Annotated in this window: 12 protein-coding genes and 1 pseudogene; 10 read left to right on the top strand and 3 right to left on the bottom strand. The window is 72.5% G+C overall.

Annotation, left to right across the window (positions count from 1 at the left end; genetic code table 11):
• Positions 1-43: 43 nt before the first annotated feature.
• From BFN33_RS14715 to BFN33_RS54280, 4 genes and pseudogenes are all read left to right on the top strand, one after another.
• Positions 44-442 carry a 6-carboxytetrahydropterin synthase gene (locus tag BFN33_RS14715; RefSeq protein WP_069760471.1) on the top strand — a complete coding sequence of 133 codons (399 nt, stop codon included), beginning with the start codon at positions 44-46 and terminating at the stop codon, positions 440-442.
• Positions 439-1623 carry a glycosyltransferase family 4 protein gene (locus BFN33_RS14720; RefSeq protein WP_069760472.1) on the top strand — a complete coding sequence of 395 codons (1185 nt, stop codon included), beginning with the start codon at positions 439-441 and terminating at the stop codon, positions 1621-1623. The genes BFN33_RS14715 and BFN33_RS14720 overlap by 4 nt, the downstream gene beginning before the upstream one ends.
• Positions 1620-2627, top strand: a complete 1008-nt coding sequence (locus BFN33_RS14725) for a class I SAM-dependent methyltransferase (protein WP_069760473.1) — start codon at positions 1620-1622, stop codon at positions 2625-2627. Before BFN33_RS14720 ends, BFN33_RS14725 begins: the two co-directional genes overlap by 4 nt.
• Positions 2624-3907, top strand: a pseudogene (locus tag BFN33_RS54280) (lysylphosphatidylglycerol synthase transmembrane domain-containing protein); the annotation flags it as partial. The gene BFN33_RS14725 and the pseudogene BFN33_RS54280, both read left to right, overlap by 4 nt.
• Positions 3908-4017: 110 nt before the next feature.
• Here the strand turns inward: BFN33_RS54280 and BFN33_RS49760 are convergent.
• Entirely contained in the window at positions 4018-4770 is a 753-nt protein-coding gene (locus BFN33_RS49760; RefSeq protein WP_079140830.1) for a creatininase family protein, read from the bottom strand.
• Between the two features lie 38 nt (positions 4771-4808).
• On the opposite strand from BFN33_RS49760, the gene ribA reads away from it, so the two are divergent.
• The 4 genes from ribA (at position 4809) to BFN33_RS14750 (ending at position 8991) form a co-directional block, all read left to right on the top strand.
• The gene (ribA, locus tag BFN33_RS14735) at positions 4809-5468 is read left to right on the top strand and encodes a GTP cyclohydrolase II (protein WP_057612671.1); all 660 of its coding nucleotides are present in this window, start codon (positions 4809-4811) and stop codon (positions 5466-5468) included.
• A gap of 148 nt (positions 5469-5616) precedes the next feature.
• A complete protein-coding gene (locus tag BFN33_RS14740) occupies positions 5617-6765 on the top strand; it encodes an FAD-binding oxidoreductase (protein WP_069760474.1) in 1149 nt (382 codons plus the stop codon).
• Positions 6762-7826, top strand: coding sequence for a saccharopine dehydrogenase (locus BFN33_RS14745; protein WP_069760475.1), 1065 nt, complete (start codon positions 6762-6764; stop codon positions 7824-7826). Before BFN33_RS14740 ends, BFN33_RS14745 begins: the two co-directional genes overlap by 4 nt.
• The gene (locus BFN33_RS14750) at positions 7819-8991 is read left to right on the top strand and encodes a saccharopine dehydrogenase family protein (protein WP_069760476.1); all 1173 of its coding nucleotides are present in this window, start codon (positions 7819-7821) and stop codon (positions 8989-8991) included. The genes BFN33_RS14745 and BFN33_RS14750 overlap by 8 nt, the downstream gene beginning before the upstream one ends.
• On the opposite strand, the gene BFN33_RS14755 is transcribed toward BFN33_RS14750, so the two are convergent.
• Positions 8988-10214 (bottom strand): serine hydrolase, encoded by a 1227-nt coding sequence (locus BFN33_RS14755; RefSeq protein WP_069760477.1) that lies wholly within the window; start codon positions 10212-10214, stop codon positions 8988-8990. The two genes, BFN33_RS14750 and BFN33_RS14755, sit on opposite strands and share 4 nt — an antisense overlap.
• A gap of 159 nt (positions 10215-10373) precedes the next feature.
• Here BFN33_RS14755 and BFN33_RS14760 point away from each other — a divergent pair, with 159 nt between their 5' ends.
• Together BFN33_RS14760 and BFN33_RS14765 are read left to right on the top strand one after the other, a co-directional pair.
• The gene (locus BFN33_RS14760; RefSeq protein ID WP_069760478.1) at positions 10374-10823 is read left to right on the top strand and encodes a PPOX class F420-dependent oxidoreductase; all 450 of its coding nucleotides are present in this window, start codon (positions 10374-10376) and stop codon (positions 10821-10823) included.
• A 127-nt stretch (positions 10824-10950) separates the two neighbouring features.
• Positions 10951-11361, top strand: a complete 411-nt coding sequence (locus BFN33_RS14765; protein ID WP_069760741.1) for a VOC family protein — start codon at positions 10951-10953, stop codon at positions 11359-11361.
• 83 nt (positions 11362-11444) lie between these two features.
• Here the strand turns inward: BFN33_RS14765 and BFN33_RS14770 are convergent, their stop codons facing one another.
• Positions 11445-12785 carry an MFS transporter gene (locus tag BFN33_RS14770; RefSeq protein ID WP_069760479.1) on the bottom strand — a complete coding sequence of 447 codons (1341 nt, stop codon included), beginning with the start codon at positions 12783-12785 and terminating at the stop codon, positions 11445-11447.
• Positions 12786-12812 lie beyond the last annotated feature (27 nt).

Genomic DNA, 12812 nt, shown 5'->3' on the forward strand with positions numbered 1-12812 from the left:
GTTCAGCCGGGGACCAGACGCGCCGCACCTGGAGGGTCGTCCGTTGTTCAGCATCACCGTCCGCGATCACATCATGATCGCCCACAGCTTCCGCGGCGAGGTCTTCGGGCCCGCGCAGCGTCTGCACGGAGCCACGTTCCTGGTGGACGCCACGTTCCGGCGCGAACAGCTGGACGACGACAACATCGTCGTCGACATCGGACTGGCCACCCAGGAACTCGGTGCCGTCGTCAGCGAGTTGAACTACCGCAACCTCGACAACGAACCCGACTTCGCCGGGATCAACACCTCGACGGAGTTCCTGGCCAAGGTCATCGCGGACCGGCTCGCCGAGCGCATCGCGAAAGGCGCTCTCGGCGAGGGCGCCAAGGGCCTCGCGGGCCTGACCGTGAGCCTGCACGAGTCGCACGTCGCCTGGGCGAGTTACGAGCGTGCCCTGTGACCGACATGACCACCGGGCGGACGGGCACGCTGGACTACGTGCCCGTGCAGCACTCCGCCCTCACGAAGGCCGAGATCATCCCGATGTCCCTGCGGTCCGTGCACTTCGTGATGCCCGGTGGCGTGGACGACTCGACCGCGCCGAGCGGCGGCAACGCCTACGACCGGCGGGTCTGCCTCGACCTGCCCGGCTTCGGCTGGCAGGTCGAGCGCCACGCGGTGGCCGGCAGCTGGCCGCGTCCGGGAGCCGCCGCCCGTTCCGAACTGGCCCGCACGCTGCGGGACCTGCCCGACGACACCGTCGTCCTGATCGACGGACTGGTCGCCTGCGGGGTCCCGGAGATCATCGTCCCCGAGGCGGAGCGGCTGCGGCTCGCCGTCCTCGTCCACCTGCCGCTCGGCGACGAGACCGGGCTCGAACCGAATCTCGCCCTCGAACTGGACGCCAAGGAGCGCGAGGTGCTGCGGGCCGTGCCCGCCGTCATCGCCACCAGCGACTGGGCCGTACGACGACTCGTCTCGCACCACGGCCTCGCCCCCGAGCGGGTCCACGTCGCCACCCCGGGTGCCGACATCGCCCCGCTCGCCTCCGGCACCGACGGTGTCTCCCGGCTGCTGTGCGTGGCCGCCGTGACCCCCCGCAAGGGACAGCACCGGCTGATCGAGGCACTGGCCGGCGCGCAGGACCTGCCGTGGAGCTGTGTGTGCGTCGGCGGGATCACCCAGGATCCCGAGTACGTCGCCAGTCTGCGGATGCTCATCAAGAAGTACGGCCTCCAGGACCGCCTGCATCTCGTGGGACCGCAGGCCGGGGCCGAGCTCGACGCCAGCTACGCCGCCGCCGACCTGATGGTCCTCGCCTCCTACGCCGAGACCTACGGCATGGCGGTCACCGAGGCCCTCGCGCGCGGCATCCCGGTGCTGGCCACCGACGTCGGCGGACTGCCGGAGGCCGTCGGCCGCGCCCCCGACGGCGGCGTGCCCGGCATCCTCGTCCCGCCGGAGGACCCCGCCGCCCTCGCCGCGGAACTGCGCGGCTGGTTCGGCGAGGCGGACGTACGACGCCGACTGAAGGCGGCTGCCCGGGGCCGGCGGGCCGCCCTGGACGGCTGGGCGACCACGGCCCGCAGCCTGGCCGGAGTACTCGGCCGACTCCCGAGCGAGCCCTGGAGGGCGGCATGAGGAACACGGCGACCAAGCAGAACGGGAAGATCCCGGCACAGCCGGGGCCGCGGGAGGTGGCGTCCGTGAAGCCCGGAGTTCCTTCCGACGCGGAATCGGTCATCCCCGGTGCCGGTCCGAGCGCCCACCCCGGCGAGCGTCCCACCGTGCGGCTCAGGGACGCGGGTCCCGACGACGCTCCCCGCTACGCCCCCGAGTGGCTCGAGCTCCGGGAGGGGCCCGACGCGGCCGCGCGGGCGGGCGATCTGATCGACCCGCTGCGGATCCGGCTGGCGAACCTGCCGGGCAAGGCCGGCCTCGTCATCCACGACCTGGGCTGCGGCACCGGCTCGATGGGCCGCTGGCTGGCGCCCCGCCTGGACGGCCCCCAGCACTGGATCCTGCACGACCGGGACCCCTACCTCCTGCACTTCGCGGCGGTCGCCTCCCCGCGTTCCGCCGCCGACGGCAGCCGGGTCACCGTCGAGACCCGCCGCGGCGACGTCGGCCTGCTCACCCCGGACGCCCTCGCCGGCGCCTCCCTGGTCACGGCCTCCGCGCTCCTCGATGTCCTCACCCGCGAGGAGATCGGGACCCTCGCCACGGCCTGCACGGGCGCCGGCTGCCCGGCCCTGCTCACCCTGTCCGTGGCGGGCCGCGTCGAACTCACTCCGTCCGACCCGCTGGACGACGAGATCGCCGACGCGTTCAACGCCCATCAGCGGCGCGGCGGACTGCTCGGCCCGGACGCCGTCACCGTCGCCTGCGAGGCGTTCTCCGAACGGGGCGCGACGGTACGGCTGCATCCGAGCGCCTGGCGCCTCGGCCCCGCCGAGTCCGCGCTCACCGCCCAGTGGCTGCGCGGCTGGGTCGGCGCGGCCGTCGAGGAGCGGCCCGAGCTGAAGGAGCCCGCCGAGCGCTACCTCCGGGACCGTCTGGAGGCCTGCCGCGCGGGCGAGTTGAAGGTCGTCGTCCACCACAGCGACCTGCTGGCGCTGTCCCGGCCGACGGGCGGAGCGTCATGAGCGTGGAGACGGTGCGGCCGGACACCGAGCGGCATACGGAGCGCACCGGACGCCGGGAGGAGGACCACTCGACGCGCGGCGACGACGCCGGGGCGGGCGAGGGGCGCGGGCCCCTTGCGGTCCGTAGCGCCGACCAGAGCAAGGCGAGCCTCCCGGTCCGCAGCACCGGTCACGGCGCGGCGCGGCTGCCCGTCCGGCGATCCGCGGAGGCGTCCGAGCCGGGCGCCCTCTCGCGCCGGGCCCTCACGCTCCAGGCCGAGGTGGTCCAGACGCGGGACGAGGTGCTCACGGCGCGGGCCGATGCGCTCGTGGCCCGGGCCCGGATCCTGGAGGCAGCCGGAGAGTCCGTCGCGGACCTGACCGCCGCCGTCTCCCGGGACCGGATCGGCGTGATCGTGACCGAGGCACGGCCCCTGCCCGCTCAGGCCCCCCGCTGGCGTACCGCGCTGCGCGGAGTCCTCAGCTCCAGCGCCCTGCGCACCCACATCGGCACCGTCGCGGGCGTCACCATCCTCGCGGTCCTGTTGTGGCGCCTCGGCACCGGCGTCTTCCTCGACGGGCTGCGCCGGATCGACGGCCCGGCCCTGCTGGCGGCGCTCGCGATCGGCGTGCTGACCACCGTGTTCAGCGCCTGGCGTTGGCAGTTGGTGGCCCGCGGGCTGCGCATCCGGCTGCCGCTCGGCGAGGCCGTGGCCGACTACTACCGCGCCCTGTTCCTGAACGCGGCGTTGCCCGGCGGTGTCCTCGGCGATGTGCACCGCGCGGTGCGGCACGGGCAGAGCACCGGTGACATGGGCCGCGGCGTACGGGCGGTCGTCCTCGAACGGGTCGCCGGGCAGATCGCGTTGGCCGTCGTCGGCGGTGCCGTGTTGCTCACCATGGAGTCCCCGGTGCTGGCCGAGGCCCGCCACCTCGCCCCCGTCGTCGGCCTCGCCGCCCTCGGTGCGCTCGCCGTCGTCGTGGCCCTGCGGATGAACCGGACCCCTTCCTCGCGCCGGCGCCGCCTCCTGCGGGCGACCCTCGGCGAGGCCCGCGAGGGACTGCTGTCCCGCCGCAACTGGCCGGGCGTCGCGCTCTCCTCGGCCGTCGTCCTCGCCGGCCACCTCGGGATGTTCGTGCTCGCCGCCCGCATCGCGGGCTCCGACGCCACCGTCGCCGAACTGCTGCCCCTGGCCGTGCTCGCCCTGCTCGCCATGGGACTACCCCTGAACATCGGGGGGTTCGGGCCCCGGGAGGGCGTCACCGCCTGGGCGTTCGCCGCCATGGGCCTCGGCGCCGGCGCCGGCCTCGCGACCGCCATCGTGTACGGCGTCCTCAGCTTCGTGGCGAGCCTGCCGGGCGCGGTCGTCCTGGTCGTCCGCTGGTACCAGGGCCTGCGCCCGGCGAACCGCTACTCCCCGGTGAGCGCCGAGAAATACGCACCGAAGGACGCCGCGAGGCTCTCCAGCAAGGCTTTCCCCTTTTCCGCCGAGCCCAGTGAAGGGCGCCCGATGACACCGGAATCGGTGTAACCGGACATACCGAGGGTGAGGAGATGACGACGGTCGTCCGCGACGAAATCGGAGGTCTCGTAACCGGATCGGACACATTCCGGATCGGTGTGCAGAAGAATGGAGGTCTCGATTTCACCCGCGTGCATGTCGGTGAGCAGCGAGGTGACGACGCCGGCCTCCACACGGGCGGCCTCCCAGTCCTCCGCGGCCGGGAAGAGCGCCATCCGCTCCCCGCGGGCGGAGGCCTCCTGGACGACGTTGCCCAGCACGTAGTTGCCGCCGTGTCCGTTGACCACGACCAGCGCCTCGACGCCCGAGCGGCGCAGCGAGGCCGCTATGTCCCGTACCACCGCATGAAGGGTGACGGAGGAGATGCTGACGGTCCCCGGCCAGGCCGCGTGCTCGTGCGAGCAGGAGATCGTCACCGGGGGGAGGAGGTGCACCGGGTACGCCGCGGCGATCTCCCGCGCGACGGCACAGGCGACGAGCGTGTCGGTCGCCAGGGGGAGGTACGGACCGTGTTGTTCGAAGCTTCCGACCGGAAGGACGGCGACCTGCGTTGAAACGCCCGCGCCCCGCGTCCGTACGTCTTCCGTAGTGTCCGTCGGCAACAGACCGTACGCCGCCGACCGTATTCCCGAACCGCTCATCTTTTCACGGCCTTTCGTCTCTGCTTAGGAAACAGATCATGACAGATAAAGTTGGCGTCCTCGGCAAGAAGGCACCACAGCGCACCGGCGTGGAACGCGTGGTGAATGCCCCGCTGCCCACCGTGTACGGGAAATTCCAGGCGGTCGGCTATCTCGATCACGACCGCGGTGACGAACAGGTCGCCCTGGTCTACGGTGACATCGGCTCGGACGACGTCCTCGTCCGGTTGCATTCGGAGTGCCTGACCGGTGACGCGTTCGGCTCCCAGCACTGCGAGTGCGGCGACCAGCTGGATGCCGCGCTGCGGGCCGTGGTCAAGGAGGGCAGCGGCATCGTCGTCTACCTGCGGGGCCACGAGGGCCGGGGCATAGGACTGCTCGCCAAGCTGCGCGCGATGGCGCTCCAGGCGGAGGGTCTGGACACGGTGGAGGCCAACCTCGCGCTCGGGCTGCCCGTGGACTCCCGTGACTACGGCGTCGCCGCCGGGATCTTCCACGACCTGGGCGTGAACTCGGTCCGCCTGATGTCCAACAATCCGCGCAAGCGTGAGGCGCTGCTGCGGCACGGCATCAAGGTCGCCGAGACGGTGCCGCTGCTGATCACGCCGTGCGAGAGCAACATCACCTATCTGCGCACCAAGCGGGAGCGGCTGGACCACGTCCTGCCCCATCTGGACGCGGTGGCCCACCTGTCCTGATCACGGACTGATTCCGGGACGGGAAATCCGGACAGGAAGAGGGAATGACCGACGTCCTCTTCCTCTCCGGCCCGCTCAAGGCAGGGCTGCCGACCGATCCCGCCGGCCTCGGCATCCAGGACGCGGCCGCGGCGACGGGGGCGCGCCGGTGAGCACGTACACGGCCGATGTCGTCGTGATCGGCGGCGGAGTCATGGGCACGAGCATCGCCCGCCACCTGGCGCGCGCCGGCGTACGGGACGTGGTGCTCGTCGAGCGCGACGAACTCGCCTCCGGCTCCACCTCGAAGGCCGCGGGCGGGGTGCGGGCCCAGTTCTCCGACGAGCTCAACATCCGGCTCGGGGCGCGCAGCCTCGAGGCGTTCGGCCGCTTCGAGGAGGAGACGGGGCAGGACATCGGACTGCACCGCGTCGGCTATCTGTTCCTCCTGTCGACCCCGCAAGAGGTCACCTCCTTCGAGGAGAGCGTGCGCCTCCAGAACTCCGTCGGCGTCCCGAGCCGCATGACCGACCCGGCCGAGGCGCGCCGGCTGTCCCCCCTCATCACCACCGACGGCCTGCTCGCCGTCGCCTTCTCGCCCGAGGACGGCCACTGCACCCCCGAGTCCGTCGTGCACGGCTACGCCGCCGACGCCCGCCGCCACGGCGCGACGATCCTGCGGCACACGCAGGTCACCGGCATCGAACTGCGCGGCGACGACATCAGGGCCGTCGTGACGAGCAGGGGCCGGATCGCCACCGGCACGGTGATCTGCGCGGCCGGCGCCTGGTCGCGGGCCGTCGGCGCGATGGTCGGCGTGGACCTGCCGGTCGAGCCGCTGCGCCGCCAGATCGCGGTCACCGAACCGGTCGAGGGGCTGCCGCCCGACCTCCCCATGACCATCGACTTCACCAGCAGCCTCTACTTCCACGGCGAGGGCCCCGGCCTCCTCCTCGGCATGTCCGACCCCGACGAGACACCCGGTTTCGACACCGCCACCCACGACCGCTGGATCCCCCGCCTCGCCGAGGCCATGAGCCTTCGCGCTCCCGCCCTGCTCGACCTGCGCCGCACCGGCGGCTGGGCCGGCCTGTACGAGCTCACCCCCGACCACAACGCCCTGATCGGCGAGGCCACTTCGGTGTCCCGTTTCCTGTACGCGACCGGCTTCTCCGGTCACGGCTTCCTCCAGGGGCCGGCCGTCGGCGAGGTCGTCCGCGACCTGTACCTCGGCCGCGTACCCTTCGTGGACATCAGCCCGCTCAGCGCCGGCCGGTTCGCGGCCGACGCCCCGCGCCCGGAGGCCAACCGCGTATGACCGAGCTCCATCTGTGGCTGCGCCACGAGGTCCGTTCCACCGAGCGACGCACACCCGTCGTGCCGTCCGACGCCCGGCGGCTCGTCGACAGCGGGGTGACGCTGACCGTCGAGGAGTCCCCGCAGCGGATCTTCCCGGTCGAGGAGTACGAGGCGGCCGGCTGCCGAGTCGCGCCCGCGGGTTCGTGGGCGTCCCGGGCGCCGCTGGACGCCGTGGTCGTAGGCCTGAAGGAACTCCCCGACGAGCCCGCCGCCCTGCCGCACCGGCACGTCTTCTTCGGGCACGCCTACAAGGGGCAGCCGGGCGCCCCGGAACTGCTGCGCCGGTTCGCCGCCGGGGGAGGGGCGCTCCTCGACCTGGAGTACCTGGTCGACGACCAGGGCCGCAGGCTCACCGCCTTCGGCTACTGGGCCGGTTACCTGGGTGCGGCCCTGGCCGTGCTCCAGCACCGGGGCAGGCTGTCCGCGCCCCTCACGCCCACCTCGCAGGAGGAGCTGGCGGAGGTGCTGCGGCCCGTCGCCGGGGACGAGGAGTTCAGGGCGCTGGTGATCGGGGCCCTGGGCCGCAGCGGCCGGGGCGCGCGCGTCGCGCTCCGGGCCGCCGGGGTCGAGCCGGTCTGCTGGGACCTCGAGGAGACCCGCGCCCTGGACCGCCCCGCCCTGCTCGCCCACGACCTGCTCGTGAACTGCGTCCTCGCCACCACTCCCGTCCCGCCCTTCGTCCGCGAGGCGGACCTGGACGACCCGGCCCGCCGGTTGCGCACCCTCTCCGACGTCACCTGCGACGTCGGCTCGCCCCTGAACGTCCTGCCGGTCTACGACCGTGTCACCGAGTGGGCCGAGCCCGTCCGCCGGCTGCACAAGGAGCCCCCGCTCGACCTGATCGCCATCGACAACCTGCCGTCCCTGCTCCCGGAGGAGGCCAGCGTCGACTTCTCGGCGTCCCTGCTGCCCCTGCTGCCGGCGTTCGGGGTCGCCGGCCCCTGGGGGCGCTGTCTGGACCGGTTCCATCAGGCGTGCCGTGAACTCGGCATCGACGAAGGGGAGTTCCGCCGTGCCTGACCTGGTTCCCGCGACCGGCACCGTCCACTGGATCGGCGCCGGGCTCTCCACCGGCAGCGGCCTTGCCGAGCTGTGCGACACCGCCGACCGGGTCCGCCTGTGGCACCGCACCGAGGAGCGTGCCGCCGAGGCCGTCGCGGCACTGGGGCTCACCGGACGGGCCGAGCCGGGCGCCTACTCGCTGTCCGCGCTCGCGGCCGCACTGGCGCCCGGGGACGTCGTCGTGTCGATGCTGCCCGCGCCCGAGCACGCCGGGATCCTCGCCGCCTGTGTGCGGGGAAAGGCCCACTTCGCCTGCTCCAGCTATGTGTCCGACGCCGTCCTCGAACAGGTGCCGGAGGCGGAGAAGGCCGGGATCGTCGTCCTCACCGAGGCGGGCCTCGACCCGGGCATCGACCACCTCTTCGCGCACAGCCTCGTCGCCCGGGCCCGCGGTGTGATCGGCGACGCGACACCGGCGTCGTACAGCCTCACCTCCTACTGCGGTGGTGTCCCCGCCGTCCCGAACGACTTCAGGTACCGCTTCAGCTGGGCCCCCGCCGGCGTCCTGAACGCCCTGCGCTCACCCGCCCGTTACCTCGACAACGGCAACCCGACCACCGCCGACCGACCCTGGGAGGCGACCCGGCGCCATGTCGTGGACGGCGAGACCTTCGAGGTCTACCCCAACCGCGACAGCGTCCCCTTCATCGAGCAGTACGGACTGCCGGCCGCCTGGACACCGCGGACCTTCGTGCGCGGCACCCTCCGTCTTGACGGCTGGCTGCGCGCCTGGGAACCGGTCTTCGAGGAGCTGAGGACCGGCGACGACACCCGGATCGCCGCCCTGGCCCAGGATCTGGCGGCCAGATACCCGACGACGGACGCCGACCGCGACCGGGTCGTCCTCGCCGTCTCCCTCGACGTGCGCGCGAAGGACGGCCGCACCTGGTCCGGCGGCTACCTCCTCGACCTGGTGGGTGACGAGGAGGACAGCGCCATGGCCCGCTGTGTCTCCCGCACCCTCGCCCTCGGCACCGGTCACATCCTGGACGGCTCTGTTCCGGCAGGCCTGAACCGGGCGGCGGAGACGGCGGCCCGGTCCGAGCAGTGGCTGGGTGAACTCGCCCGCGACGGCGTCCACTTCACGCTCCGGGTCGATCACCAGGCGACCCGGGGCGCCTAGTCCACGACCGCCTCGTGGACCAGCCGCTTGAGGTCGGGGAACAGCTTCAGCGTCTTCGGCCGCACCTGGGTGAAGAACTGCACGGTCAGATCGCGGCCCGGGTCGACCCAGAAGGTCGTGGACGCCGCCCCGCTCCACCCGTAGGAACCGAGGCCGGAAGGGGCCAGGGTACGGGCCGGGTCGGTCACCACGGAGACGCCGAGGCCGAAGCCGACGCCGTCGTTGCCGGACTCGTCGTGGGCGGGTTTGGCACCGAAGGAGCGCAGGTCGGCGCCGTCCGGGAGGTGGTTGGAGGTCATCAGGTCCACCGTCTCGGCGGACAGCAGACGGGTGCCGTCCAGTTCGCCGCGGCGGCGCAGCAGCTCCGCGAAGCGGTGGACGTCGTAGGCGGACGCCACCATGCCACCGCTGCCGGACAGCAGGCGGGGGCGGCCCCGCAGCGGCAGGCCGGGGACCGGCTCGATGGTGCCGTCGTCCTTCTCGCCGTACAACTCCGAGAGCCTGTCCGTCTGTTCGTCCGGCACCCAGAAGCCGGCGTCGGTCATCCCGAGCGGCCCGAGGACGCGCTCGGCGAAGAAGGCGTCGAGGGTCTGACCGGACGCGATCTCGATGACCCGGCCCAGGACGTTGGAGGCGACCGAGTAGTTCCACTGCGTACCCGGCTCGAACTGCAGCGGCAGGCTCGCGTACACCGCGACGGTCTCGGCGAGGTCCGAGCCCGGCAGCACGGACGACTCCAGGCCGGCCTCGCGGTAGAGGGCGTCGACCGGGTGGCAGTGGTAGAAGGCGAAAGTCAGACCCGCGGTGTGGGTCATCAGATGCCGGATCAGGATCGGACCGTCGGCCGGGCGGGTGGTGAGGCTCTCGCCGGAACCGTCGACGTAGACCCGGGGCTCCGCGAACGCCGGCAGATAGTCGGCCACCGGGTCGTCCAGCGACAGCCGTCCCTCCTCCACCAGCAGGAGGGCGGCCACCGAGGTGACCGGTTTGGTCATCGAGTAGATCCGCCACAGGGTGTCGGCCTCGACCGGCAGGCCGGCCGCGAGGTCACGGTGGCCGTGCGCCGTGAGGTGGGCGACGCGTCCGCCGCGGGCGACGGACACCAGGAAGCCGGGCATCCGGCCCTCGTCGACGTAGTGGGCGAAGTGCTGGTCGAGGCGGTCCAGCGCCTTGCCGTCCAGCCCCACCTCAGCGGGATCGACCTCTTGCCGAAGCTGTGCCATCGCTCTCCTCCGTCGCCGTCCTACGAGGTGCGGACCGATATACCCGGCCCGGACCACCTCAGACATCATCGTCGCTCAGGAAACCGCCACGAGCCGCGGGTCGGCGGCGAATCGCCGGTCACGGGAATGCCGGGTGCGGCCGGGCCGGTTGATCGTGGTATGACTCAGGACGCGACGCAGGACGCACTGCTCCGGCTGCTCTCCCAGGGCCACGGCGGGGTGCTGGTCACCCTCAAACGCGACGGCCGGCCCCAGCTGTCGAACGTCAGCCACGCCTACTACCCCGACGAGCGGATCATCCGGGTCTCCCTCACCGACGACCGCGCCAAGACCCGCAACCTGCGCCGGGACCCCCGCGCCTCGTACCACGTGACGACGCCGGACCGATGGGCGTACACGGTCGCCGAGGGCACGGCCGACCTCACCCCCGTCGCGGACGACCCGCACGACGACACGGTCGAGGAACTCGTCCGTCTGTACCGGGACGTCCAGGGCGAACACCCCGACTGGGACGACTACCGCGCGGCGATGGTCCGGGACCGCAGGCTGGTGCTGCGGTTGCGGGTGGAACGGGCGTACGGGATTCCGGCCCGGACGGACCGCGGCTGACCGAGGGGACGCCCCGCGCACCCCGGCGGGAGAGGTCCTACGACTCGGGAAGCAGGGCGCATGGCCGATGCGCCGGTGATCGGTGCCTGCCTACGCTGACCGCCACACCGAGGGGGAAGAGGTCACCATGCCGGTCAACGGCCGCAGCCACATCCGCATCGCCCGCCCGTCCCGGGACCTGGCCGCCGCCGAGCGGTTCTGGGTGGAGGGGCTCGGTCTGGGAGTCGTGTGGCGCGCCGAGGGCGGCCCCGAACCCGGCGAGCACGACCTGCTGATGCTCGGGTGGCCGGACGCCGACTGGCACCTGGAACTCGTCCACGAGCAGGGCCACCCCGTCGAACCCCGCCCCACCGAGGAGGACCTGTTGGTGATCTACGTCGACGGGCCCGTACCGGAGGACCTCCTGGCCCGCCTCGAGGCCCACGGCGGCAAACGGGTGCCGTCGCCCAACCCCTACTGGAACGAGTGGGGCGTCACGGTGGAGGACCCGGACGGGTACCGGCTGGTGCTGTGCACGCGGGGCTGGTCCAACGCGTAGGCGCCCCGGACCGGACACGTCCGAGCCCCCGGTGCCGGCAGGGCACCCGGGGGGCTCGACGTGGGGGAGCGGAACGGGGAGGGTCAGGCCGTCACCTTCTCCGGGCGGGGCGCCTCCCGGGAGGTACGGGAGCCCAGGTCCTCCGTGGGGACCTTGTGGGTCTCGCGGGCCGTCAGGGCGGCGATCAGCGGGGGGACGCACAGGGCCGCGGTGAACAGGGCCACCGAGGACCAGTCGGTGCCGTCGGGGCCCGCGATCCGTGCCGCGAAGGTGACCGCGAAACCGGCCACCGCGAAACCGATCTGGGTGCCGATCGCCATGCCCGACAGCCGGACCCGGGTGGAGAACATCTCGCCGTAGAAGGACGGCCAGACCCCGTTCGCGGCGCTGTAGACGACGCCGAAGGCGACGATGCCGAGCAGCAGGGTCAGCGGGTAGTTGCCCGTGGAGATCGCCCAGAGGTAGAGGAACATCGTCACCGCGCTGCCCGCCGCGCCGATCAGGAAGACCGGACGTCGGCCGACGCGGTCCGACAGCGTGGCCCACAGGGGGATCGCGGCGAGCGCGACGAGGTTGGCCAGCGCGCCCACCCACAGCATCGAGGAACGGCTCATCCCGACCGCGTCGCTCGTCGCGTACGCCAGCGCCCACACCGTGAAGATCGTGGAGACCGAGGCGATCAGCGCGCCCCCGATCACCCGGAGCACATCCGCCCAGTGCTCCCGCAGCAGGACCACCAGCGGAAGCTTCGGGACGCCCTCGGAGGCGGCCTGCTGCTCGAACGCCGGTGTCTCGTCCAGCCTGCGGCGGATGACGAAGCCGACCACGGCGACCGCCACGCTCAGCCAGAACGGCACTCGCCAGCCCCAGGACAGCAACTGGTCCTCGGGCAGCGCGGCGACCGGCAGGAAGACCAGGGTGGCGAGCAGCTGTCCGCCCTGGGTGCCGCTGAGCGTGAAGCTGGTGAAGAAGCCCCGCCGGTGTGCCGGTGCGTGTTCCAGGCTCATGGAGTTGGCGCTGGCCTGCTCACCGGCCGCCGAGATGCCTTGCAGGACGCGGCACAGGACCAGCAGGACCGGGGCGAGGGTGCCGACCTGGTGGCGGGTCGGCAGACAGCCGATGAGGAAGGTCGACAGGCCCATCAGGATCAGCGTGAAGACCATGATCTTCTTACGGCCGACCCGGTCGCCGACATGCCCGAGGAAGAGCGCGCCGACCGGCCGGGCCGCGTAGGCGACACCGAACGTGGCCAGCGACAGCAGGGTCGCGGTGGCCGGGTCGGACTCGTCGAAGAACACCTTGGGGAAGATCAGGGCTGCGGCACTGCCGTAGATGAAGAAGTCGTAGTACTCGAGGGCGCTGCCGATCCAGGCGGCGGTCGCCGCCTTCTTCGGTTGCCCGACGGCTTCGGCGGGGACGGACACGGGGGTGCTCCTTCGGGGGGACTCCGG

Source organism: Streptomyces sp. LUP47B, assembly GCF_001746295.1.
GTDB lineage: Bacteria > Actinomycetota > Actinomycetes > Streptomycetales > Streptomycetaceae > Streptomyces.